Genomic DNA, 25,936 nt, shown 5'->3' with positions numbered 1-25,936 from the left:
CAATTCTCTAAACAAATCAAAATATGGGATAGATTTATGTCAACACATCTAATTCTTTCATCTATAATATTTGTTACAATAGGTTTAGTTTTAATTGGAGTATTCTTTTTAACTAAATTTCTTGGACCAAATAAAAAAGATGACAAACTAAAAAATACTGTTTACGAAAGTGGTATCAGTAACCCTGTTGGAGGCACAAACATCAGGTTCTCAATTAAGTTTTATCTTGTTGCTATTGGTTTTTTACTTTTTGATGTAGAAATCATATTTATGTTTCCTTGGGCTGTAAACATTTTAGATCTTGGTTATGCAGGAATTATTAAAATGTTTATCTTCATTGGATTACTATTTGCAGGATTAATATATATGTATAAGAAAAAGGCATTATCATGGGATTAGGAGCAGAAGCAAACTTAGGTGATTCAATAATCACCACAAAACTTGACGAAGCTATTAACTGGGCAAGATCATATTCAATGTGGCCAATGGCATTTGGTACTGCATGTTGTGGTATTGAATTTATGTCAGTTGCAGCTGCAAAATATGATGTATCAAGATTTGGTGCAGAAGTTGTAAGATTCTCACCAAGACAAGCAGACTTACTAATTGTTGCAGGAACAATTACTTATAAACAAGCTCCTGTATTAAAAAAAATCTGGGATCAAATGTGTGAGCCAAAGTGGGTTATCTCTATGGGTGCCTGTGCTTGCTCAGGTGGTTTTTATGATAACTACACAACTTTACAAGGTATTGATGAAGTAATACCTGTTGATGAGTATGTTGCAGGATGTCCTCCAAGACCAGAGGCTGTATTAGATGCAATTATGCGAATTCAAGAAAGATCTTATGATGAGTCAATTATCAAAGATAGAGAGAAAAATTTCAAAGGGATTTTAGATGCTTAAACCAGATATGATTGTAAATTCAATAGATTTAAAAGCAACGATTAAATCTCTTAAAGAGGAACAAGACTATACAATTCTTCTAGATATCACAGCAGTAGATTACTTACAATATCCTGATGTTACTCCATCAAGATTTGGTGTAATTTATATCTTAAGAACAAGTGATTTTAAAAAACATTTAACTTTAAAAACTTATGTAAATGATACAACATTAGAAATAGATTCTATTACAGATCTTTATTATGCTGCAGATTGGGCAGAAAGAGAAACTTTTGACCAATATGGAATTAGATTTAAAGGTCATCCAAATTTAAAAAGAGTGTTAAATCACCACCAATTTGTTGGACATCCATTAAGAAAAGATTACCCTGTTACAAAGGGACAAATTTGTACAGAAACTGAAGATTTAATGGATGAAATGGTTCCTTTATTAAAAAGAAAAGGTTATTCTGAATCTGATTTAGAAGAACTTATGATGTTAAATATTGGTCCATCTCACCCTGCTTCTCACGGTACAATTAGAAACTTTGTTGCAATGGAAGGTGAAACAATTACTGCGTGTGTAACTGAAATTGGTTACTTACATAGAGGTTTTGAAAAAGCTTGTGAAACTCACAACTATTCACAAGTAATTCCATATACAGATAGACTTAACTACTGTTCAGCAATGTTAAATAATATTGGTTATGCAAAAGCTATCGAAGATATGTTAGGTATTGATATTACTCCTAGAGCTAAAATGATTAGAATCATTATTGGTGAGTTAAGTAGACTAACAGACCATATTGTATGTAATGCAGCAAATATGGTTGACTTAGGTGGTTTAACAAACTTCTGGTATATCTTTGCTCCACGTGATAAAGCTTATGATTTATTTTCAAAACTTACAGGAGCTAGATTAACTAACTCTTACACTAGAATTGGTGGTTTAGAGTTTGATTTATATGAAGGTTTTGCTGAAGATTTAGAAGATGTATTAAAAGATGTAGAAAAAGCAATTGATGATTCTTTATCTTTAGTTGCACACAATAAAATTTTCCAAGATAGAACTCAAGATGTTGGTGTAATAGATGCAAAATTTGCATTAGATGCTGGTATTACAGGTCCTAACTTAAGAGCAGCTGGAGTTCCTTTTGACTTAAGAAAAGATACTCCATATTATGGATATGAAAACTTTGACTTTGATGTTGTAGTTGGTTCTCATGGTGATGTTTATGACAGAATCATGTGTAGATTTGAAGAGATGAGAGAATCAATGAAAATCATTAGACAAGCTATGAAAGAGCTTCCAGATGGTCCAATAAATGTTGATGCACCTGGTATTTTCTTACCATCTAAAAAAGATGTATATGGAAATATTGAAGGATTAATGAATCAATTTAAACTTACTTTTGAAGGGATTAAAGTTCCTAAAGGTGAATATTATGGAGCAACTGAAGGTGCTAATGGAGAATTAGGTTTTTATACTGTGAGTGATGGTTCAGGAACACCTTACAAAATTAAGTGTAGACCACCATGTTATTATGCATTAGGTGGATATGCAAGAATTGTTGAAGGTAATATGTTAGCAGATGCTGTTGTTACAATGGCAAGTATGAACTTTATTGCTGGGGAGTTTGATAGATAATGAGTAAATTTAAATATACTGAAGAAAACGAAAAAGAGTTTGCAAGAATTGCAGCAAAATATCCAAAAATCGATGCAATGATGCTTCCAGCACTATGGTTAGTACAAGAGCAAGAGGGTTGGGTATCTCCTGAAGCTATGATTTTTGTTGCTGATAAATTAGGGAAAACTCCAATTGAAGTTTATGAATTTGCAACATTTTATACAATGTTCAATTTAAAACCAATTGGTACATACCACATAGAATTATGTAAAACTTTATCTTGTATGTTAATGGGAGCACCTGAGCTTAAAAAATTCATTAAAGATACTTTAGGGATTGAACCTGGGCAAACTAGCGAAGATGGAAAATTCCATTTAAGTGAAGTTGAATGTCAAGGTGCTTGTGGTGGAGCTCCTATGATTGCATTAAATAATGAATATCATGAGAATTTAACTATTGATAAATTAAAAACTATTATAGAGGGGTGTAAGTAATGGCTGTAGAGTTAGTAAAAATTGTAAGCAAAAACTTTGACATTCCAGATTCTCATAAATTAGAAGTTGCTTTAAAAAATGGAAGATATGAATCTGTAGAAAAAGCATTTTCAATGAAACCTGAAGATATAACTGAAGAGGTTTGTAAATCAGGTCTTAGAGGAAAAGGTGGTGGTGGTGCCGCTTGTGGACCAAAATGGAAATTAATGCCACCTGTTGATGAAAGACCAAGATATCTAATCGTTAATGGTGATGAATCAGAACCAGGTACTTTTAAAGATAGACAAATTTTCCAATACGATCCACACTTACTTATTGAAGGTATTATAGTTTCTTGTTGGGCTATGCAAGCAAATGATGCGTATATTTATATTAGAGGTGAATATAAATGGTTCATTGATAGATTAAATGCAGCAATTGATGAAGCTTACGAAGCAGGAATTATTGGTGATAAAGTTATGAATAAGTACGACTTCAGAGTTGATATTACTGTTCATAGAGGTGGAGGAGCATATATTTGTGGTGAAAAATCTGCTTTAATTGAATCAATTGAAGGTAAAAGAGGACACCCTAGACTTAAGCCACATGGAAAAGAGTGTGAGTGGTTTTATGGAATGCCTGCAACAGTTAATAATGTTGAAACAATCTCATCAGTACCAAATATTGTATTAAATGGATATGAATCATATACTAAATGGGGAACAGAAAAAGCTCCTGGAACTATGCTTTTTGCAATGAGTGGACCAGTTAATAACCCTGGAGTTTATGAACTTCAATATGGTGAAAAAATGATTGATGTTATTAATGAAATTGGTGGAGGTATGAAAGATGGCCTTAAATTAAAAGCTGTTATCCCTGGTGGAGCATCTTGTCCAATTTTAACTGCCGAAGAGGTTGAAAAAGCTTATTTAGATTATGAATCTATGTGGGATATTGGTTCAACATTGGGTACTGGAGGAATGATGATTATTCCAGAAGGAACATCAATGGTTGATGTTGCGAAAAACTTAATAGAATTTTATCACCATGAATCTTGTGGACAATGTACACCTTGTAGAGAAGGAACTGGTTGGATTGATAAAACTATCAAAAAAATTCTAGAGGGTAATGGTTCGGAAAAAGATATTGAAACTATACTTGATGTTTGTGAAACAATGAATGGTAAAACTATTTGTGTATTTGCACCAGCAGTAAAAGATATTATAAAAAGTATAGTTGTTAAGTATAGAAATGAATTCACTGAATATTTTAATAAATAAAAAAAGTAAAAATTAAGGAGATAATATGGGAAAGAATACTTTTACGTTAACAGATAATAGAGATGGCAGATCTTTTGAGTATGATATTTTAAAAGGTACAAGAGGACCAGATGTAGTTGATATTAGATCATTTTATAAAGATTCAGGAATGTTTACATATGATCCTGGTTACACATCTACAGCATCTTGTGATTCTAAAATCACATTTATTGATGGGGAAAACTCTGAGCTTAGATATAGAGGTATCCCAATTGAAGAGTTAGCAGGTAAAAGATCATACCTAGATGTTTGTTATTTACTATTTAGAGGAAATCTTCCAACTGAACAAGAATCAAAAGATTTTGACCTAGAGATTAGACATAGATCATTTTTAGATGAAGGTATTTTAAGATTATTTGATGCATTACCAGATCATGCACATCCAATGGCAACTATGGGTGCAGCTACTATGGCTCTTGCTACAATATATAAAGATCATTTAAACTTAGAAAATGAAGAAGAGTTTAAAATAATGAGAAGAAGAATCTTAGCAAAAATGCCAACTATTGCAGCTATGGCATTTAGAAACTCTAGAGGTGTTCCAATGATCTATCCAGATATTGATAGATATTTCACTGAAAACTTCTTATATATGTTAAGAGCTTATCCAGGTGGTAAACTAAAAAATCTTGGAAATGGATTACATGAAGAGATTAAACAAGTTGAAGTTGATGCCCTTGATGCTATTTTAACTTTACATGCAGATCACGAACAAAACGCTTCTACAACTACAGTTAGAAATGTTGGTTCTACAGAAGCTCACCCTTATGTTGCAATTGCTTCTGGTATAGCAGCACTTTGGGGTTCTGCTCACGGTGGAGCAAATGAAAAAGTTATGGATCAATTACAATTAATTGGTGATGTTAAAAATGTACCAACTTATATTGCAAAAGCAAAAGATAAAAATGATCCATTTAGACTTATGGGATTTGGACACAGAGTTTATAAAAATAGAGACCCAAGAGCTCAAGAATTAAAAAGATTACAAGATAAATTAAAAGAAGAGCTAAACCTTGATTCTAAACTTCTTGATATTGCATCGGCAGTTGAAGAAGCAGCTTTAAGTGATGATTACTTCAAAGAAAGAGGTTTATATCCAAATATTGACTTCTACTCAGGTGTAATTTTAACTGCTCTTAAAATTCCAGTAGAGATGTTTACGCCTATTTTCGTTATTGGAAGAATTCCAGGATGGTTAGCACAATGGTCTGAATTAAAACAAGACCCAACAGCTAAAATTGCAAGACCAAGACAATTATATACAGGTAAATAAAATAAAAGCGGTCAGAATAAAGGAGATTACACAATTATGAGTGAACTTGTAAAATTTTCGGTGAATGGGGAAGATATTGAAGCAGCTAAAGGGAGTCTATTAATAGACTCACTTTTAGATAGAGATATTCATATTCCTCACTTTTGTTATCACCAAGCATTAGGAAAAGATGGAAACTGTAGAATGTGTATGGTTGAAATCGAAGGTCAAAAAAGGCCTCAAATTGCCTGTGATACTCCTGTAAAGGAAGGAATGGTAGTTAGAACTCAAGGTGAAAATATTGAAAAAGTTAGGCGTGATATTTTAGAACTTGAACTAATTAACCATCCAATTGACTGTCCAACTTGTGACCAAGCTGGAGAGTGTAAACTTCAAGATTATTACATGGAGTCTGGTTTTTATGAAGCTAGAGTTGATGTAAATCAAAAAGTTACAGCTAAAAAAAGAGTTGAACTTGGTAGTAACGTTATGTTAGACCAAGAAAGATGCGTGCTTTGTACTAGATGTGTTAGGTTCTGTTCTGATATTACAGGGACCAATGAATTAGGTGTTATTAGTAGAGCAGACCATTCTGTTATTGGAACTTTCCCAGGTCGACCTTTAAATAACCCTTATGCTATGAACGTTGTAGATTTATGTCCAGTTGGAGCTTTAACTTCACAAGATTTTAGATTTAAACAAAGAGTTTGGTTTTTAGAATCTTTTGACGCAATTTGTAATGGTTGTTCAAGAGCTTGTAATATTAGAGTAGATCATAGAAAAGAAAAATATAAAGATGATCAAATCTTTAGATTTAAACCAAGAGTTAACAGAGAAGTTAACGGGTGGTTTATGTGTGATGAAGGAAGACTTTCATATAAGAAAGAAGCTGAAAATAGATTCTACACACCTAAAATTGGTGGTGAAGAAGTTATATTTAGTAATACTTTAACAAATACATATAAACTATTAATCGATGAAAAAAGTACTTTATTCTTATTAGACCCAAATATGTCTTATGAAGAGATGACAAATGTTAAAAACTTTGCTAAAGCAGTAAATGCTAATGTTTCTGGATTTGCTCCACAATATATTGATGAGACATTTGGTGATGATTATTTAAGAAAAAGTGACAAATGTGCAAATAGAGCATCTTACAAAGAATTAGAGATTAGTGAAGATGAAAATGAATTTAAAAAATATCTTGATGAAGCTTCACTTGTAGTAGTTTTTGGTAATACATATTTTGATGATAAATTAGAACTTTTAGAGGGTAAAACTGTTGTTTCTTTATTCTCTCATGAAACTAATACAATTTCAAAATCTGATATAGCTATCCCAGTTGCATCATTCTATGAAAAATCTGGGACATATATCAACTTTGAAGGGATAAAACAAAAAGTAATCTCTAAAATGAATAGAGATAATCCAATGGAAACTATAACTTCAATTTTAGAAAATATTCAATCAATGATAGGAAAAGGAACTATATGAATGCAGTAATATTAATTGTAAACATTGCATTAGCAGTAGTTCTTGCAGTAGGTTTAACTCCACTATTTGTTTGGTGGGAAAGAAGAATTGCAGGTTTTATTCAAGATAGAACTGGTCCAAATAGAGCTTCTATTGCAGGAATTAGACTTGGTGGATTAATCCAAGCAATTGCAGATATGTTAAAACTAGTATTTAAAGAGGACTTCACACCTGCTCACATTAGATACAAATTTTTATATACAATCGCACCAGGGATTGTATTCTTTTGTTCATTTTTAACGTTTGCTGTTATTCCATTTGCTGATAACTTAGTATTAGATGGAATAAGTTACACAATGCAAGCAGTACCTGTTAGTTTAGGTATTATGTGGTTTTTAGCATTTGCTGGTCTTTCTGTTTATGGAATCATTTTAGGTGGTTACTCATCTGAAAACAAATATGGACTTTTAGGTGGTATTAGAGCATCAGCTCAAGTAATTTCATATGAAGCGGCAATGGCATTATCAATTATTTCAATGCTTTTAACGTATGGTTCAATACATTTAAATGATATGGTACATGCTCAAGGGGATACTTTCTTTGGAATTATTCCAACTTGGGGTATTTTTATGCAACCATTAGCAGCTTTAATTTTTATTGTTACTTCATTTGCTGAAACAAATAGAACACCATTCGATATTGCTGAGGGTGAATCTGAAATTGTTGCAGGTTATCATACAGAGTATTCTGCAATGAGATTTGGTTTATTCCAAGTTGGTGAATATGCAGCTATGTCAGCATCATGTGCAATTATTGTAACTTTATTCTTTGGTGGATATCAAGTTCCATGGTTAGATACTGCTACATTAAAAGATAATATTGATTATGTAATTTTAGCAATTGTATTAATTTTACCAATTAAATTATTTTTCCTTACAAAATGGATGAATAAAAACTATTATTGGTTAGATAAAGATGACAGTAGACAAAAAGAAAAAGGAATTTTATTAAAAGCATTCTGGACAATTGCGATTTTAGTAATGTTAGTTTTAATTATGTTCCTAGTAACAGGATTAGGTGAAAATGGAACAAACATTGCTGTTACTGCGATTCAAATTGGAACATTCTTAATTAAATTCTTTATGATGGCATTTGTTTATATGTGGGTTAGATGGACTCTTCTTAGAATTAGATATGACCAACTTCAAATGCTTGGATGGAAAGTTCTAATTCCATTATCAATCTTAAATATTGTAATTACAGCAATTGTTGTTGTAGCAATGGGGAGTTAATTATGGGAATTAAAATTGTAGAAAGACACGGTAGGTCTTTAAAAGATAAACTTTATATCCCTGCAATATTTGGTGGTATGAAGACTACGTTCACACACTTTAAAGAAAATTTAGGTGATGTATCAAAACTAAAAACTATGCAATACCCAGAGCAACAGCCTACTGATATTACAGATAGATATAGAGGTGTTCATAGACTTACAAAATGGGATGATGGAAGTGAAAAGTGTGTTGCTTGCTATATGTGTGCAACAGCTTGTCCGGCTCAATGTATTTTTATTGACGCAGAAGAAAGATTTGATGGTAAAGCTGAAAAAAGACCAAAACAATTCAAAATAGACCTTTTAGAATGTGTATTCTGTGGATATTGTGTTGAAGCTTGTCCTTGTGATGCAATTAGAATGGATACTGGAATTTTTTCTTTTACAGCCGCTAAAAGGGAAGATTTTGTAGTAGACAAAGATAAACTTATGTCTTATGAGCGTTCAAAGGATTTTAGTAATGATTAATTTAGTATTTATTGGTCTTAGTTTCTTTGCAATAACTGGTGGAATTGCAATGTTAGTTTATAAAAACCCAATGTATGCAGCACTTGGTTTACTTGTATCAATTTTATCAGTTGCAGGTTTATTTGCACTATTAAATGCAACATTTTTATTTATGGTTCAAATTATTGTATATGCTGGTGCGATTATGACACTTATTTTATTTATTTTAATGTTTCTTAATATTAAAGAAGAAGCTCTTCCAAAAGAGCCTAAAAAATATACGTTAATTGCAATTGGTGCAGCTATTATGATTCCATTTAATGTTGTAATTTTAAAAGCTGTTTCAAACTTACCTAATGCAGATATGTCAATAGTTGAAAGTGATTTTGGTGATATTAAACCAATAGGTAAACTTTTATACAGTGATTGGATTTTAGCATTTGAGTTAATCTCAATTCTACTTTTAATTGCACTTGTAGGTTCAATTGTATTAGCAAAAAGAAAAAAAATAAATAAGGAAGACTCATGATAAGTTTAACATCATATGCATTTGTATCTATGATTCTTTTCTCAATTGGAGTTATTGGTGTAATTGCAAGAAGAAACATATTTGTAATTTATATGTCAATTGAGCTTATGTTAAATGGAGTAAATCTATTCCTTATAACATTTGCTAGATATCATTTTAATATGGATCCACAAATTATTACTGTTATGGTAATCTCAATTGCTGCTGCAGAAGCTGCGATTTTTCTTTCAGTAATCATTTTATTATATAGATCAAAAAGATCTCTTGATACTGATATCTTTACAACATTGACACAAGGAGAAAAATCATGATTGATACTTCTTTGTTAGTTTGGATTATTTTAGCTCCACTATTAGGTGCAGCTTTAAATGGTGGATTATATTTTTATAATATTAAGAAAAAGCCTATTCCAGAAATTGTATTCTCATTAATTGGTACGGGTACTCCATTAATTGCCTTTTTAATAACTCTTAGTTTATTTTGTACTATGTATGATACTGGAGTATCATATAAACAAGAACTATTTACATGGGTTAATATTGGTGATTTAAATATCTCAATGGCATTTTTAGGTGATAAATTAGCTATATTTATGTCAATGTTTGTAACATTTATTGGATGGTTAATTCATATCTATGCTATTGGATATATGACAAAAGATGAAGGTTTTGGTAAATTCTTTGCTTACTTCAATCTTTTCTTAGCATCAATGTTAATTTTAGTTTTAGCTGATAACCCTGTTATCCTTTTCATTGGTTGGGAAGGTGTTGGTCTTTGTTCATACCTATTAATTGCCTTCTATTATTCTGAATCAGAAAACGTAATTGCTGGTAACAAAGCATTTATCGCAAACAGAGTTGGTGACTTCGGATTTATCTTAGGTATTGTTACTTTATTCTTTGCATTAGGACAAGTTGATTTAAGCTTTGGTTCATTACAAGCAAATATTGCAAATGCAAGTCCTGAACTTCTTGCACTTTCAGGTTTCTTATTATTTGTTGGAGCTATGGGTAAATCAGCACAGATTCCATTATATGTATGGCTTCCTGATGCAATGGCAGGACCTACTCCAATTTCAGCACTTATCCATGCCGCTACAATGGTAACAGCAGGGGTTTATATGGTTGCAAGATTCCATTTCTTATATAGTGGAATTGAAGAGATTGGTACATTTATTGCTTATATTGGTGCATTTTCAGCATTACTTGCAGCAGTTATTGCAACAAGACAACAAGATATTAAAAAGATTCTTGCATACTCGACTATGTCTCAATTAGGATATATGTTTATTGCTGTTGGTCTTGGTTTTTACAGTTCTGGTTTATTCCACGTACTAACTCATGCTTTCTTTAAAGCTATGTTATTCATGGGAGCTGGAGGTATGATTATAGCCTTACACCATGAACAAAACATTTTTAAAATGGCACAACATAGAGTTAATCTACCAATCATTGGTATTACATTTTTAATTGGTGTAATTGCTATTTCAGGTATTCCACCATTTTCTGGATTCTTCTCAAAAGATGCAATTTTAGCAGCTGCTTTCCAAGAGGGTCAATACTTAATTTGGGCAATTGGTATGTTTACAGCATTTTTAACTGCATTTTATATGTTTAGAATGTATTTTATTTTATTTGTAGCTCCAAATAATCATGCAAAACCTTATGTTAGAACTTCACCAACTATTACAATTCCACTACTAATCTTAGCAGTTGGAGCAGTTGGAGCAGGATTCTTAAATTTACCAACAGTATTAGGTGGTGAGCATATGGTTGATACTTGGTTAGCACAAACAAATTCAATTGAACTACATATGTCTCATGCAACTGAATATATCTTAATGATTGTTTCAGTACTTGTAGCAGCAGCTGGTATCTTTGTAGCATATAAAAAGTACGCAAACTTTGATATTAACAAACCTGAAAGTGAAGAAGGTATTATTGCTAATAAATTCTACATCGATGAGTTATACGATTTTGTATTTGTTAAATCATCACAAAAACTTGCAACTTTTATTGACAAAACTATCGATATGAAAATTATTGATGGATTTATTATGGGTGCTTGTAACCAATTCGTTGAATTTGGTAAAAAAGTTGCAACATTACAAAATGCAAATGTTAGATTTTATGCAGCCTTCATGCTTGTTGGTATGAGTTGTGTATTTATATATTTATATATTTCGTTAGGATTATAAGATGAGTGCAGATATATTATCGTTTATCATATTTTTACCAGCTGTAGTAGCATTTGGTTTAATGATTACTACAAAGCATGTAGAAACAGTTAGAAATATTGCTTTTCTAACTACTACAGTTATATTAGCACTTGTTTTAAAACTATATATTGATTTTGAACCAAGTGCAGGTATGCAGTTCGTAACTAATACTCCATGGATAGCATCTTATGGAATTAATTACTATATTGGTGTTGATGGTTTCTCATTAACAATTTTAATGATGATTGCTATTTTAATTCCTACAGCTTACTTAATGCTTTGGGAGGGTAGAACAAAAGGTTACTGGGTTAATATGTTACTAGTTCAAACTGGTGTAACTGGTGCATTATTATCTTTAGATGTAATTTTATTCTATTTCTTCTGGGAAGTTATGCTTTTACCAGTTTTCTTAATGATTGGTATTTATGGATTTGGAGATAAAGTATTTACAACTATTAAAGTAACTGTATATACAATGTTAGGTTCACTTTTAATGTTTGTAGCAATTTTATATCTTGGAGTTGCATATTTTAATGAGTTTGGACAATGGTCATTCCAATACGATTCTTTAACTCAAATTACATCAATTGGATATAATGAAAGAATCTGGTTATTTTTAGCATTCCTTTCAGCTTTTGCTATTAAAATTCCAATTTTCCCATTACATACATGGATTATGGAAACATATAAAAATGCTCCAACTGGTGCAGTTTTCTTATTATCTTCAATTATGGCTAAACTTGGTGTTTATGCAATTGTAAGATTTATGATTCCAATTTTCCCAGATATCTATGTTGAATTCTCAACATGGTTTGTATTTATTGGTTTATTTGGACTTATTTACTTTGGTATTGCTGCACTTATGCAAGATGATATTAAAAGAATGTTTGCATACTCATCAGCATCACACTTAAGTTTTATTGCAGCAGGTATCTTCTCACTAAATGAGTTTGGTATCAACGGAGCATTGTATTTAATTATTGCTCACGCAATTGCAACTGGTGCTCTATTTTTATTAGTTGGAATAATTCATGATGAAACTGGATATAAAACAATTAAAGATTTAGGTGGATTAGCAAAACAATCACCAATTTTTACAACAATTTTTGCAATTATGCTTTTTGCAAATGTTGGTTTACCAGGAACAAATGGATTTGTTTCAGAATTATTGATTATATTTGGTATTTATGAGTTTAATCATACATTAGGATATATTTCAGCAGTTACAGTTATTATTGGAGCTTCATATATGTTATGGATGTTCCAAAGAGCAATCTTAGTAAAAAGAGAATCTGGTGAAGATTTAAAATTTAGAGATTTAAAAATTAAAGAGATTGTTGGATTAACTCCATGGGTAATTTTAGTATTCTTAATGGGTATTTATCCAGATGTTTTCTTAGATAAATTTGAACCAACAGTAACTCACTATTTAAATGATATTTTACACATTGGAGCGGCAAAATGAGCGAATTAATTCAAATATTACCAGTATTAACTGTTTTAGTAGCAGCTCTTGCTTTGATGTTTATGAGTATGTATGAGAGTAAATTCTCAACAAAAACATATATTGCAACTTCTTCTGTAATCTTAGTTGCTGCATTAATAATGTCATTTATACCATTTGGAGAAAGTTTTTCAATTAAACCATATGATTCAGTTTTTAATGGTGTTTTAATTTTTGATACATTTTCAAACTTCTTTAATGTATTACTTATTTTAGGTACTCTATTAACATTATTAATTGGTGAACACTATTTCCAACATAGAACTTATTTTAAAGGTGAGTTTTTCTCAATTTTATTATTTGCTTTATTTGGAATGATGTTATTAGCAAATGCAAATGAACTTATAACTGCTTATATTGCATTAGAGATTGCTTCTTTTGCAGTTTATATTATGGTTGGTTATAACTCAGAAGATAGTAGAAGAGTAGAAGCAATTTTCAAATATTTAGTTTTAGGTTCTTTTATTGGAGCTTTCTATTTATTAGGTGTTGTTTTAGTTTACGGTGCAGCGCAAACAACAAATTTAACAGATTTAGCAGCTTTTATTTCAGCTAACCAAAATGGTGATTTAAGTCTTGTATATATTGGATTAACATTAATTTTATTTACATTCCTATTTAAAATTTCTGCTTTCCCATTCCAATCATGGGTTCTAGATGTATATAGAGGTGCACCTATGATTATTACAGCATTTATGGCATCAACATTTAAAATTGCAATTTTCTCTTTCTTCTTAAGAGCAATATTACAAGGTGTTGAACCAATGATTGATTTCTGGGATGGTGTCCTTTATGTAATTATTATTTTTACACTTGTATTTGGTACTTGGCTGGCAATTACACAAAAAATTATCAAAAGAATGTTAGCGGCATCATCAATTGTTCATACAGGGTATCTATTATTAGCATTTATAGCTTTAGGTCAAAATATTGATGCAGCATATGCAACTGTATTTTATCTAATTGCTTACCTTTTATCTGCTCTAGGTTCATTTGGTATTATTTCACATATTATCTCTGATACTAAAGTTAGAGTTACTTACGATGATTTCAAAGGTTTAGCTAAAGAGAGACCATTCTTAGCTGCAATGATGACAATATTTTTATTCTCACTTGCAGGTATCCCTTCAACAATAGGATTTATTGGTAAATTTTATGTATTTACTGAAGCAATTAATGCAGGATATGCGGCACTTGCAATCTTAGCAATTATTGCTACATTTGTATCAGTTTACTATTACTTTAGACTTATTGCTATGATGTATTTTTATCCAACAAAAGAAGAATGTTTAACAAATGACTTCAATGATAAAAGAGTTTCAACATATGCAATTGCATTCTTAGCAATCTTGACTGTTTTAGGTGGTATTGGTAGTGCTATAGTGTTCTTTATACCAGTATTAAATATAGATTCTTTAATTGAATTAACTCAACTATCAATACAGTCATTATTTATTAAATAATGATGTGTTGATATGTAACACATATGCATAATTTTTTTAAATTATGTATACTTTCTTAACAATTTAAAAAGCCCCTGAAAAGGGGCTTTTTTATATCTTTTTGCTCATAATGCACAACATTTGTACATAACTTTGACATATAACAATTTACCAAAATAAGGTGTTTTTAGCTATACTGATGCTATTAAAATCAATCAAAAATCAATAGGAAAGGATGTCAAATGAGTGACCTAATAGAAGGTTATTTAGGTAAGACTGTAGAGAGAAAAAAAAGTAGGGTTCCAGCAAAGCTTGATTATATTCAAAGTGCAACGGGATTATTTTTAGGTCTTTTCATGTGGGGACACATGTTTATGGTTTCTTCAATTTTAGTAAGTAAAGATTTTATGTACGCAGTTACAAAATTCTTTGAAGCGAGCTTTATTTTTGATGGAGGAGAGCCATTATTAGTATCAATTCTTGCATTTGTAATTTTTGTAATATTTATTACACACGCAGCAATGGGTATGAGAAAGTTACCAGGTAACTTTAAACAATATCAAGTAATGAAAGCACATGCTGACAACATGGGACATGAAGATACTAAGTTATGGTTTATTCAAGCATTTACTGGTTTTGCAATGTTCTTCTTAGGTTCTGTTCATATTTATATTATCATGACACAAGCAGATGCAATTGGACCATATGCAAGTGCAGATAGAGTTTGGTCTAACTGGATGTGGCCTTTATATATTCTTTTATTATTAGCTGTGGAATTCCATGGAACAATTGGATTATATAGACTTGCTGTTAAATGGGGATGGTTTGATGGTGATGATCCAAAAGCTACAAGAAAAAAATTAAAAACTTATAAAAAAGCTTTAACTTGGTTTTTCTTGATTTTAGGATTTGCTACACTTGCAGCATATATGAAAATCGGTTATGAAAATGCACAAGCAGGAAAAGTTGGTGAAAGATATACTCCAACTGCACAAGTTATTGAATTAAAAATAAATGATGGGAGAGTTGCATAATGAAAATTAATTATTGTGATGCGTTAGTTATTGGTGGAGGATTAGCTGGACTTAGAGCTGCTGTTGCTGCTCAGAAAAAAGGTTTAAGTACTACTGTTTTATCATTAGTTCCAGTAAAAAGATCACACTCTGCAGCTGCTCAAGGTGGAATGCAAGCATCTTTAGGTAACTCTAAAATGTCTGATGGAGATAATGAGGATTTACACTTTGCGGATACAGTAAAAGGTTCTGACTGGGGATGTGACCAAGAAGTTGCAAGAATGTTCGTACACACTGCACCAAAAGCTATTAGAGAGTTAGCTTCTTGGGGTGTGCCTTGGACTAGAGTAAAAGCTGGTACTAGAGAAGCAGTTATTAATGCTAAAAAAACAACTATTACTGAAGATGAAGATAGACATGGATTAATCCACTCAAGAGACTTTGGTGGAACAAAAAAATGGAGAACATGTTATACAGCAGATGCAACTGGACATACAATGTTATTTGGTGTTGCAAATGAAGCATTAAAACATGATGTTGATATTAGAGATAGAAAAGAAGCACTTTCAATTATCCATGAAGATGGTAGATGTTATGGTGCAGTAGTTAGAGATTTAATTACTGGTGAACTAGAAGCTTATGTTGCAAAGGGAACTTGTATTGCAACTGGTGGATATGGAAGAGTATTTAGACAAACTACAAATGCAGTAATTTGTGAAGGTACAGGTGCTGCTATTGCACTTGAAACTGGTATTGCTACTTTATCAAATATGGAAGCTGTTCAATTTCACCCAACACCAATTGTACCATCAGGTATTTTATTAACTGAAGGTTGTAGAGGTGATGGTGGTATCTTAAGAGATGTTGACGGTCACAGATTTATGCCTGATTATGAGCCAGAGAAAAAAGAACTTGCTTCAAGAGACGTTGTTTCAAGAAGAATGATTGAGCATATTAGAAATGGTAAAGGTGTACCTTCTCCATATGGTTATCACGTTTGGTTAGATATTTCTATTTTAGGAAGAGCACACATTGAAAGAAACTTAAGAGACGTTCAAGAGATTTGTCAAATCTTTAATGGTATTGATCCAGCTGATGAGGGACCAAAAGGATGGGCTCCAGTTCTTCCAATGCAACACTACTCTATGGGTGGTATTAGAACTAAACCAACTGGTGAAACAACTAGATTATCTGGTTTATTTGCTTGTGGTGAAGCTGCATGTTGGGATATGCATGGATTTAATAGACTTGGTGGAAACTCAGTATCTGAAACAGTTGTTGCAGGTATGATTATTGGTAACTATTTTGCTGATTATTGTTTAGAAAATGATGTAACAATTCCAACTGCTACAATTCAAAAATTTGTTGATGAGCAAGAAGCATATATTGATGAGATTTTATCTTACAATGGAAATGAAGATATCTTCAGAATCAAAAATAGAATGCAAGAATTAATGGACGAAAAAGTTGGTATCTTTAGATCTGGTGAACCATTAGCTGAGGCAGTTGAAGAGTTAAAAGAGTTATTACAAAAAACTAAACAAATCACTGTTAAATCTAAAGAAAAAGCTGGTAACCCAGAACTTGATGAAGCATATAGAGTTCCAAAAATGTTAAAAGTTGCATTATGTGTTGCTAAAGGTGCTAGAGATAGAACAGAATCTAGAGGTGCACACTATAGAGAAGATTATCTAAAAAGAGATGATGCAAACTGGATGAATAGAACTTTATGTACTTGGCCAAATAAAGATGATTTAGAGCCAACAATTGAGTACGCAGACTTAGACATTATGAAAATGGAGATGCCTCCAGCATTTAGAGGATATGGTGCTAAGGGTATGATTATTGAAAATGAACTTTCTGCAAAAAGACAAGAAGAAGTTGATTCTATTACTGAAAAAATGCAAGCAGAAGGTAAAGATAGACATGAGATTCAAGATGCATTAATGCCATTTGAATTACCAATGAACTATAAAGAGAAAAATGAAAGAGCAGGAGACAAATAATGAGCGAAGTTAAAAAAGGTAGAGAAATAACAATTTCAGTACTTAAATTTAATCCAAGAAGTAAAATTTCTAAACCTCATTATGTGGATTATAAATTAGAAGAAACTCCAGGGATGACACTATTTATTGCTTTAATGAAAATTAGAGAAACAATGGATCCAGATTTATCTTTTGACTTTGTTTGTAGAGCAGGAATTTGTGGTTCTTGTGGTATGGTTGTAAATGGTAAACCAGCACTTGCTTGTAGAACTCTAGTTGCAAACTATCCAGAAGGAAAATTAACTCTACTTCCAATGCCAGCATTTGAATTAATTAAAGATTTATCTGTTAATACTGGTAAATGGATGGATGCAATGTCAAAAAGAGTTGAGTCTTGGATTGTTGACAATGATGAAAGCCATAAAGTTGATATTTCTAAAATGGAAGAAAGAATTGAGCCAGAAGTTGCAGATGAAACATTTGAATTAGATAGATGTATTGAATGTGGTATCTGTGTTGCTTCTTGTGGTACTATGTTAATGAGACCAAACTTTGTTGGACCAGTTGGAATGAACAGAGTTGCAAGATTTGAAGTTGACCCACATGATAAAAGAACTGCTGAAGACTTCTACGAATTAATCGGAGATGATGATGGTATCTTTGGATGTATGTCATTACTAGCTTGTGAAGACCACTGTCCAAAACACTTACCATTACAAAATAAAATTGCTTACTTAAGAAGAAAACTAGTAGCATTAAGATAATTATATGAGAGGAATTCCTCTCATATAAAAACAATACAAAAAGTCAATTACTTTTAGGAGTAATTGGCTTTTTGCATTTCTAGGGATAAAAAAATTAATTTTCATAATTAATTTTTATAAAAGATTATTTGATTTTAATTATTAGAATAAATCTGTTTAAAGTCATTTAACAAATATATAATTGCACATTTTAATACAAAAGGTGCAAGTAAGGATGGATGAATTGAGTTTAGCAAAAGATTACTTTTTACTTTATCATGGAATTAATGATATTGAGCAAACAACAACTTATGGAACAAATGAAAAAAAAGATGAGAATAGTTTTTTTGATATTGCGTCATTGATATTATCTACAAATAAAAAAGCATATGAAAAATATTCTACATTAGAAAATTTCCAAAAACTTGTTTCTCAAGTAACAAATAAAGAAGTAAAATCTGTTGATGATTTATATCAATTACAATTTTGTTTAATTGATGCTATTAAAGATGACACAAAAAACTCACATATAAAAACTATGCATAATAGTTTTAAATACCTAAATAAAGAAAAAATTATTGGAAGTTTTGAATATAACAAACTTGTATCACTGTTTGATCCAAATGAATTAAATTTAGCAGAAGAAGATTCTTTTAATGATTTTGACAATGAAAAAACATATGAGAAAAAACCTTTTAATGAAGCAAAACTTGAATTAGATACAACAATAAATGAACTTGAAGAACTATTTGCTACAAAAGATTTTATTGATGAATTAAAAGAAGCTAAAACTTATTTAAATAATCAAAAATTTTCAATTGGAATTACAGGTGTAATGAACGCAGGTAAATCTACAATGTTAAATGCACTTATGGGGCAAGAATTATTAGGAAGTGCCGTTGTTCCTGAAACAGCAAACTTAACAATTGTAAAACACGGAAAACCATCAGCTAATGTATTTTATTGGAATAAAAATGAATGGGATAGAATAGAAAAAACAGCTGAGTCTATTGAATCAATAAAAGAGTTTGTTAATGAAACTAAAAAAATATTTGGCGATGAACTTAATGAACTAATCCAAGAAGAATCTGTTAGACAAGAGGTAAATGTAAACGAATTAGCTTTATATACATCAGCAGAAGCTAGTGGAAAAAAATGTAATTTAATTAAATATGTTGAATTAAAATCAGACTTAAATTTTTTAAATGACAGTATTGAAATAGTTGATACACCAGGACTTGATGACCCAGTAATTCAAAGGGAAGAGATAACAAAAGAGTATTTAGCACAATGCGATTTAATGATTCACTTAATGAATGTAAGTCAAAGTGCAACCTTAAAAGATGTAGAGTTTATTATTGATTCACTTCTATATCAAAATATTACAAAACTATTAATTGTAATAACAAGAGCAGATACAGTATCAAAAGAACAACTTCAAGAAGTTATTAACTATACAAAATCTTCAATTAAGATACAACTAAAAAAACAAAATAAAGATAGTAAATTAGACTATGTTTTAGAGCATATTAAATTTATCCCCATTTCTGGGAAAATGGCACTTTTACATAGAACAGGCAGAGAAAAGGAGGCTTTAGACGCAGGATTTAAACTTGAAGATACTGGAATTTTAGAGATTGAAGAGTATTTAAATGATACTTTATTTGGTACAGAATCTTCAAAATCAGATTTAATTATAAAAGGGGCTAAATCTCAAGTTTTAAAAACTATCACAAAAGAGATAAAATCATACAATTATGAACTTATTTTATTAAATAAATCAAAAGAAGAACTTGAAGCAGATTTAGATGAGTTTACTAAGAAAAAAGAAACAAATAAAAGAATATTTGCAAGTTTAAATGAAGATATTAATCTTTACAAGAATGATGCAAAAAACTATCTTGAAACTTTAGAAACTTTTTTAACAACAGAATTACTAGATTTAAAAAATATAATTAAACAAAGGGTATTTAATGATGTTAAATACTCTTATGAAAAAACTAAAAAAAGACCAGAAAGTTCAAGAATTAAAACAATTATAGAAACGGCAATAAAAGATGGAATCATTGATGTAATTAGAGATTATAGATACAAATTTATCAAAAAAAGCCAAAGCATTGGTGAAATTTGTGAACAAAAATATCAAGACCTAGGGTTTGTGTTAGGTCACAAAAATGATAATTTTGATGCAAGAGGATTTTTCCAAGACGATTTTAAATCTGGATTTTTAACCTCTTCAAACGAGGTTTTAATTGGAAAAATTACAAATGAAGTAAAAAACTCAAAAGCTAATAAACTTCCAGAATTAGATAGAAAAATTGAAACACATATTAAAGATGAATTTGAAGCAATAGAAAAAAGTATTAAAGAAAAGGCAAATGATATTTCAAATATCTTGATTGATAATTTCTTTACTCAGATTTCAGAACCTTTAAAAGTTTTTGAACACAAACTAAAAAAAGATGAAAAATCTTTACAAGATAGATTAGCTAATTTTGAAGAGAAAGAATTAAACAAAGAAGAGTTAACTATCGAAATTCATAAAAAAATTAAAAGATTAGAAAATATTAGCAAAGGACTTAAATAATGAGTATATTAAGTGATTTTGTAAAAGAGTATAATTCAAAATTCGTTGCTGAAAAAACAGTATATGAAGAGGGATTAGTTGGAGATATAAAAAGAGTAAAAGACAAACTACTTGATGAAAAGTTTCTTCCTTCTGTTCAATTAAGACAAATTTTAGATAAACAAATTAGACGGGCAAGATACCCTATGGAAGTTGCAATTACTGGACAATTTTCATCGGGTAAATCAACTTTTTTAAATGCCCTACTTTCAAGGAATATTTTACCAACTGGTATTACTCCAGTTACTTCAAAGGTAAATTTTATAAATTATGGAGAAGAGTATAAATTAAAAATCACATATTATTCTGGAGCTCAAGAATATGCTCCAATTGAAGCAATTGCTGATTTTACAGATCAAAGACAAGATGAGATGAAAGATATTAAATATCTTACTTTATATGCACCAATGGATATTTTAAAAGATATCTCTTTTGTTGATACTCCAGGACTTAACTCACAATCTCAAAGCGATACAGATACAACTAGAAAAGTATTAAGAGATGTAGGTGGAATTATTTGGCTAACACTTATTGATAATGCAGGAAAAATGTCTGAAGCTGAAGTATTAGAAGAATACATGGAACACTTCAAAAATAAATCATTATGTGTTTTAAATCAAAAAGATAAATTTTCCCAAGAACAAATAGAAACAACTACTAAATATGTAAGTGAAAAATTTGATAAATATTTTGCTGAAGTTATTCCTATTTCTGCAAAAATGGCACTTGAATCAAGATCACTACACAAAGAGGTTTTAATTCAAGATAAACAAAACACTTTATTACAGGAGATAAAATCATCATTAAACGATAATGTTGCATCAATTGCTTCTAGACTTGATGAATATTTTAGAGATGTTGAAAATATAAATAGCGTTGATACATCAAACAATGATAAGTTACTTGAAGAATCAAATATACAAAAAGTTCTTGATTTTATAAATAATACAATTAGACCACAAGCAAAAGATTCAAAAGAATATGCAATAAAAAAAGACTTAAAAGGTATTTGTGATATTTTAGTTAAAGAGTATGAAACTATTATTGGGGTTTATGATTCTTTATATGAGATTTTAGAAGATTCTGAAGAGGAGATTTTAAAAGATTTTGATGAAATTCATAAAACATACTCAAAAGAGCTTTTTACTATCTATAACTCTTTAGAAGGGATTATGGAGAAAATGGCCCATGAAACATATAAAAATATTAAAAAACAAAAAAGTAATAGATTTGAAGAAAAAAGTGGTTTTTTAGGTAAAAACACCATTGAAAAGATTGAATATGAAACATATTGGATAGATTCAGACAATGTATATAAAAATCTATTTTATGATGACCAAACTATAGATAAGATGTTTAAAAGATCAATAAAAGAACTAAAACAAATTGAATTAAATACCTCAGAAGCATTTAGAGATGTATTTAGAAAAATTAAATATAAAGTTCATAGATGGCAAGAACCATATGAACTAATTAAAAAGAATAGAGAGATTGCCTCTGACCTTGAGTTTTCTTTAACAAGACACTTTGCTGCAAAAGTTTATGAGAATGTTTTAAGATCTTACCATAGGGCAATTTTGGAAAATATCTCAGCTTTGAGAAAAAAGTTTGCTTATTTTAATGGGGCATTGTCTTACTCATATATACAAACTACACAGGCAACAATTGCTCATTTTGAACAACAAATTTCAGAATCAGTTGAACTATATGAAAAAGAACCTACAAAGTTTACCATATACCATCCAAGGGAAGATGAAATTCTTACTAAATTAAAAGCAAATTTTAGTTTTGAAAAAATTGAGGATTTTTTAACTTCAAAAAGAAACTACTTATTTAAAATTGTTCATTATTCAAAAAATCAATATTTAGAAATAAATAATGATAGAATCGAATTTATACAATCTAAAAAAGAGCAATATATTAAAAAGATAAAAGATATTAAAGATATAAAAAGTGAAGTTTAAACTTCACTTTAAATGCTTATTGATAAATCCTTAGATATAATTTCAAGAATTATCTTATAAGGATTTATTTTTGTATAAAAAAGTTTTTATTGAAACCTTTGATTCTATATTTAAAAATTTTGACAAGTTACTTATAAAACTCTTTTTACCTACTTTTATTATCTCTTTATTAAATTTTTCATTTCCAGAACTAATCTCTATGGAATTTCTTAATAACACTAATATTTCTAATTTAGATATAAATCAGTTACTTTTACCATTAATTGTTATATTTATTTTAGTTATGACTAATATCTCTATTGCTGTAACAGTTCACCGTATTGCAGTACTTGGAATAGATTCTGTTCCAACTTTTGGTTCTGTAATTTTTGGAATTAGAGAATTTAGAATGTTATTTAAAATGATTCAATATTCTTTTATTGTTGCAATACCTGTAGTTTTAATTTCATTGATTCCAATTGTGGGAATTTTTATAGGAATATTTTTAGGTATTATATTATCAAGCAGATTATCTTTAGTATTTCCAGCTTGTGCGTGTGATGAAAAATTTGGATTTTTAAATGCTTGGAGGGCAACTAAAAGGTACAAATTACTTACAATTGTGATGGTAATACTATTTCCTTTTATTTTTTCATTTACTGTTGGACTTGTTTATTCAATAGCAATTGAGTTTTTAATTAAAATAGTAGGTCCAAATGTATCATTTCTTTATTCTATTTTAGATGTATTTCTTGCTGTTTTTTTTGTTTCAGCTTTATCAAGTGTATACAAATTGGTAAATCCAAGACTCTTAAATGAAAATTTAAAAGATAGAGAGCAGCCTAAAAAAAAGATACAAATATCTTCAACAAATAATGACCATTCAGTTACAATAGATGATAGATATAAAACAAATTTTGAGTCTTTAAAAAAAGAGTTATATGAACAATATAAAGCACATGGTTTTACTGAAATAGTATATGATAGAGCAAACTCATGGATCTTAAAAAACCCCCATGAAGAGATACCATATATTTCCATTAGATATGAAAATAATGAGTATTATATATATGTAAGAAGTAGTGTAAAACCAAACTTATCACTACTAAAAAAGACATAAGCAAATTAATTTTTCTTTTTTATTACAAATATAAATTAAATAGTCATTTTAAACTTGTTATAATATTGTAATTACGATTGTGTCGATACTTCGCACTTAACAAAAAAAAGATATAAACTAGTAACATAATTAGTAAACTTAACACTTGTTTAACTCAAATTGTGTGAAAATCCAAATATATTAAATAATTAAAAATGGAGATAAAATGAACGCATCAGATTTATTTATTAAGGCGTTAGAAAATGAGGGTGTTGAATATATTTTTGGTATTCCCGGTGAAGAAAATCTAGACTTACTAGAAGCACTTAGAAAATCAGATAAAATCAAATTAATTTTAACAAGACACGAACAAGGTGCAGGTTTTATGGCTGCAACTTACGGAAGACTAACAGGAAAAGTTGGTGTATGTGTTTCAACATTAGGACCAGGAGCTACTAACTTTGCAACAGCAGCAGCTTATGCACAACTTGGTGGTATGCCAATGATGATGATTACAGGTCAAAAACCAATTAAAAAATCTAAACAAGGAAGATTCCAAATCGTTGATATCGTTGGTATGATGAAACCAATGACTAAATATGCTAAACAAGTTGTAAATGGAAATAATGTTCCATCTATGATTAGAGAAGCATTTAAAATTGCAACAACTGAAAGACCAGGTGCAGTTCATATTGAATTCCCTGAAGATATTTCTGCAGAAGAAGATGTAGAAGATAATGTATATCCAGTACAAAAATTCAAATATCCATATGCTGAAAAATCTGCAATCTTAGATGCAGTTAAAATGATTGAAAAAGCTAAAAGACCATTATTATGTATTGGTGGAGGGGCAAACAGAAGTAGAATTGGAAATGCATTAACTGATTTTGTAAACGAAACTGGAATTCCATTCTTCTCTACTCAAATGGGTAAAGGTGTAATTGATGAAAACCATAAATTATGTTTAAGTACAGCTGCATTATCAAAAGATGACTTTATTCACTGTGCAATTGAAAGAGCAGACTTAATTATCAATGTTGGTCACGACGTTATTGAAAAACCACCATTTTTTATGGAAAATAAACCAGATGCAACAAAAGTATTACATGTAAACTTTTTCCCATCTGAAGTAGATGATACATATTTCCCACAAATGGACCTATTAGGTGATATTGCAAAAAATATGGAACAAATTACTAATGCTATTTCTAAACAAGAGCACTGGGATTTTGATTACTATATTAGACTTGCAGATGAAATTAGAACAAGACTTTCTAAATACTTTGGAGACACTAGATTCCCAATTTTACCTCAAAAAGCAGTTAGAACAATTAGAGAAATTTTAGATGATGAAGATATTGTAACACTTGATAATGGTGTATATAAAATCTGGTTTGCAAGAAACTATAGATGTGCAAGACCTAATACTTTATTACTAGATAATGCCCTTGCAACAATGGGTGCAGGACTTCCATCTGCAATGGCAGCAAAAATGGTTAATCCAGACAAAAAAGTTGTTGCAGTTTGTGGTGATGGTGGATTTATGATGAATGACCAAGAGTTAGAAACAGCAGTAAGATTAGGACTTGATTTAACTTGTATTATCTTAAATGACAACGCATATGGTATGATTAAATGGAAACAATCAGGTATGGGATTTGATAACTTTGGTCTTGATTTACAAAACCCTGACTTTGTAAAATTTGCTGAAGCTTTCGGAGCTCATGGTTATAGACCAGAATCTTGTGAAGAATTTGCTGAAACTTTAGATAAATGTGTAAACTCTAAAGGTGTACACCTAATTGATTTAGCAGTTGATTATTCACTTAACCATACAATTTTAAATGAACTATTAGCAAAAAAAGCTTGTATGTTATAATCGAAAATTTAAAGAAGAAGGAAATAAATGAGTACAATAGAAGTAACATCACCGTTTGATGGGAAAGTAGTAGGGAGTGTACCTTTTACAGATGTAGAAGGTGTTCAAAAAGCAATTGATACTGCTTATGAAAAATTCTTAGAT

21 protein-coding genes are annotated in these 25,936 nt (G+C 30.2%); all 21 read left to right on the top strand.

What is annotated here, in order from left to right; genetic code table 11:
- Positions 1–36: 36 nt before the first annotated feature.
- The 21 genes from FDK22_RS15280 to FDK22_RS15180 all read left to right on the top strand — a co-directional run bounded on the left by FDK22_RS15280 (position 37) and on the right by FDK22_RS15180 (position 25,792).
- On the top strand, positions 37–399 hold the full coding sequence (locus tag FDK22_RS15280) for an NADH-quinone oxidoreductase subunit A (RefSeq protein ID WP_138153858.1): 363 nt from the start codon (positions 37–39) through the stop codon (positions 397–399).
- Positions 390–905 (top strand): NADH-quinone oxidoreductase subunit B, encoded by a 516-nt coding sequence (locus FDK22_RS15275; RefSeq protein WP_138153857.1) that lies wholly within the window; start codon positions 390–392, stop codon positions 903–905. Before FDK22_RS15280 ends, FDK22_RS15275 begins: the two co-directional genes overlap by 10 nt.
- A complete protein-coding gene (locus FDK22_RS15270) occupies positions 898–2,532 on the top strand; it encodes an NADH-quinone oxidoreductase subunit D (protein WP_138153856.1) in 1,635 nt (544 codons plus the stop codon). The genes FDK22_RS15275 and FDK22_RS15270 overlap by 8 nt, the downstream gene beginning before the upstream one ends.
- Positions 2,532–3,008, top strand: a complete 477-nt coding sequence (locus FDK22_RS15265) for an NADH-quinone oxidoreductase subunit NuoE family protein (RefSeq protein ID WP_138153855.1) — start codon at positions 2,532–2,534, stop codon at positions 3,006–3,008. Before FDK22_RS15270 ends, FDK22_RS15265 begins: the two co-directional genes overlap by 1 nt.
- On the top strand, positions 3,008–4,267 hold the full coding sequence (nuoF, locus tag FDK22_RS15260) for an NADH-quinone oxidoreductase subunit NuoF (protein WP_138153854.1): 1,260 nt from the start codon (positions 3,008–3,010) through the stop codon (positions 4,265–4,267). The genes FDK22_RS15265 and nuoF overlap by 1 nt, the downstream gene beginning before the upstream one ends.
- A 25-nt stretch (positions 4,268–4,292) precedes the next feature.
- Positions 4,293–5,579 carry a citrate synthase gene (locus FDK22_RS15255; protein WP_138153853.1) on the top strand — a complete coding sequence of 429 codons (1,287 nt, stop codon included), beginning with the start codon at positions 4,293–4,295 and terminating at the stop codon, positions 5,577–5,579.
- Positions 5,580–5,615: 36 nt separating this feature from the next.
- Positions 5,616–7,052 carry an NADH-quinone oxidoreductase subunit G gene (locus FDK22_RS15250; protein WP_138153852.1) on the top strand — a complete coding sequence of 479 codons (1,437 nt, stop codon included), beginning with the start codon at positions 5,616–5,618 and terminating at the stop codon, positions 7,050–7,052.
- Positions 7,049–8,323, top strand: a complete 1,275-nt coding sequence (locus FDK22_RS15245) for a complex I subunit 1/NuoH family protein (RefSeq protein WP_138153851.1) — start codon at positions 7,049–7,051, stop codon at positions 8,321–8,323. Before FDK22_RS15250 ends, FDK22_RS15245 begins: the two co-directional genes overlap by 4 nt.
- A gap of 2 nt (positions 8,324–8,325) precedes the next feature.
- A complete protein-coding gene (locus tag FDK22_RS15240) occupies positions 8,326–8,832 on the top strand; it encodes a NuoI/complex I 23 kDa subunit family protein (RefSeq protein ID WP_138153850.1) in 507 nt (168 codons plus the stop codon).
- Entirely contained in the window at positions 8,825–9,340 is a 516-nt protein-coding gene (locus tag FDK22_RS15235; RefSeq protein WP_138153849.1) for an NADH-quinone oxidoreductase subunit J family protein, read from the top strand. Before FDK22_RS15240 ends, FDK22_RS15235 begins: the two co-directional genes overlap by 8 nt.
- The gene (gene nuoK, locus FDK22_RS15230; protein WP_138153848.1) at positions 9,337–9,651 is read left to right on the top strand and encodes an NADH-quinone oxidoreductase subunit NuoK; all 315 of its coding nucleotides are present in this window, start codon (positions 9,337–9,339) and stop codon (positions 9,649–9,651) included. Before FDK22_RS15235 ends, nuoK begins: the two co-directional genes overlap by 4 nt.
- Positions 9,648–11,537, top strand: coding sequence for an NADH-quinone oxidoreductase subunit L (gene nuoL, locus FDK22_RS15225; protein WP_228711736.1), 1,890 nt, complete (start codon positions 9,648–9,650; stop codon positions 11,535–11,537). Before nuoK ends, nuoL begins: the two co-directional genes overlap by 4 nt.
- Before the next feature lies 1 nt (position 11,538).
- On the top strand, positions 11,539–13,023 hold the full coding sequence (locus FDK22_RS15220; RefSeq protein WP_138153847.1) for a complex I subunit 4 family protein: 1,485 nt from the start codon (positions 11,539–11,541) through the stop codon (positions 13,021–13,023).
- A complete protein-coding gene (locus FDK22_RS15215; RefSeq protein WP_138153846.1) occupies positions 13,020–14,525 on the top strand; it encodes an NADH-quinone oxidoreductase subunit N in 1,506 nt (501 codons plus the stop codon). Before FDK22_RS15220 ends, FDK22_RS15215 begins: the two co-directional genes overlap by 4 nt.
- A 221-nt stretch (positions 14,526–14,746) precedes the next feature.
- The gene (locus tag FDK22_RS15210) at positions 14,747–15,538 is read left to right on the top strand and encodes a fumarate reductase cytochrome b subunit (RefSeq protein WP_138153845.1); all 792 of its coding nucleotides are present in this window, start codon (positions 14,747–14,749) and stop codon (positions 15,536–15,538) included.
- Positions 15,538–17,523 (top strand): fumarate reductase flavoprotein subunit, encoded by a 1,986-nt coding sequence (locus tag FDK22_RS15205; RefSeq protein WP_138153844.1) that lies wholly within the window; start codon positions 15,538–15,540, stop codon positions 17,521–17,523. The genes FDK22_RS15210 and FDK22_RS15205 overlap by 1 nt, the downstream gene beginning before the upstream one ends.
- Entirely contained in the window at positions 17,523–18,266 is a 744-nt protein-coding gene (locus tag FDK22_RS15200; RefSeq protein WP_138153843.1) for a fumarate reductase iron-sulfur subunit, read from the top strand. Before FDK22_RS15205 ends, FDK22_RS15200 begins: the two co-directional genes overlap by 1 nt.
- A 214-nt stretch (positions 18,267–18,480) precedes the next feature.
- Positions 18,481–20,832 carry a dynamin family protein gene (locus FDK22_RS15195; RefSeq protein WP_228711735.1) on the top strand — a complete coding sequence of 784 codons (2,352 nt, stop codon included), beginning with the start codon at positions 18,481–18,483 and terminating at the stop codon, positions 20,830–20,832.
- A complete protein-coding gene (locus FDK22_RS15190) occupies positions 20,832–22,835 on the top strand; it encodes a dynamin family protein (RefSeq protein WP_138153842.1) in 2,004 nt (667 codons plus the stop codon). The genes FDK22_RS15195 and FDK22_RS15190 overlap by 1 nt, the downstream gene beginning before the upstream one ends.
- Positions 22,836–22,905: 70 nt before the next feature.
- Positions 22,906–23,934 (top strand): hypothetical protein, encoded by a 1,029-nt coding sequence (locus tag FDK22_RS15185; protein WP_138153841.1) that lies wholly within the window; start codon positions 22,906–22,908, stop codon positions 23,932–23,934.
- A gap of 205 nt (positions 23,935–24,139) precedes the next feature.
- Positions 24,140–25,792 (top strand): acetolactate synthase large subunit, encoded by a 1,653-nt coding sequence (locus FDK22_RS15180; RefSeq protein ID WP_138153840.1) that lies wholly within the window; start codon positions 24,140–24,142, stop codon positions 25,790–25,792.
- Positions 25,793–25,936 lie beyond the last annotated feature (144 nt).

The organism is Arcobacter arenosus (assembly GCF_005771535.1).
Classification (GTDB): Bacteria; Campylobacterota; Campylobacteria; order Campylobacterales; family Arcobacteraceae; genus Halarcobacter; species Halarcobacter arenosus.
The sequence above is the reverse complement of the archived record's forward strand: the minus strand, read 5'-3'. Positions and strand labels throughout refer to the sequence as shown.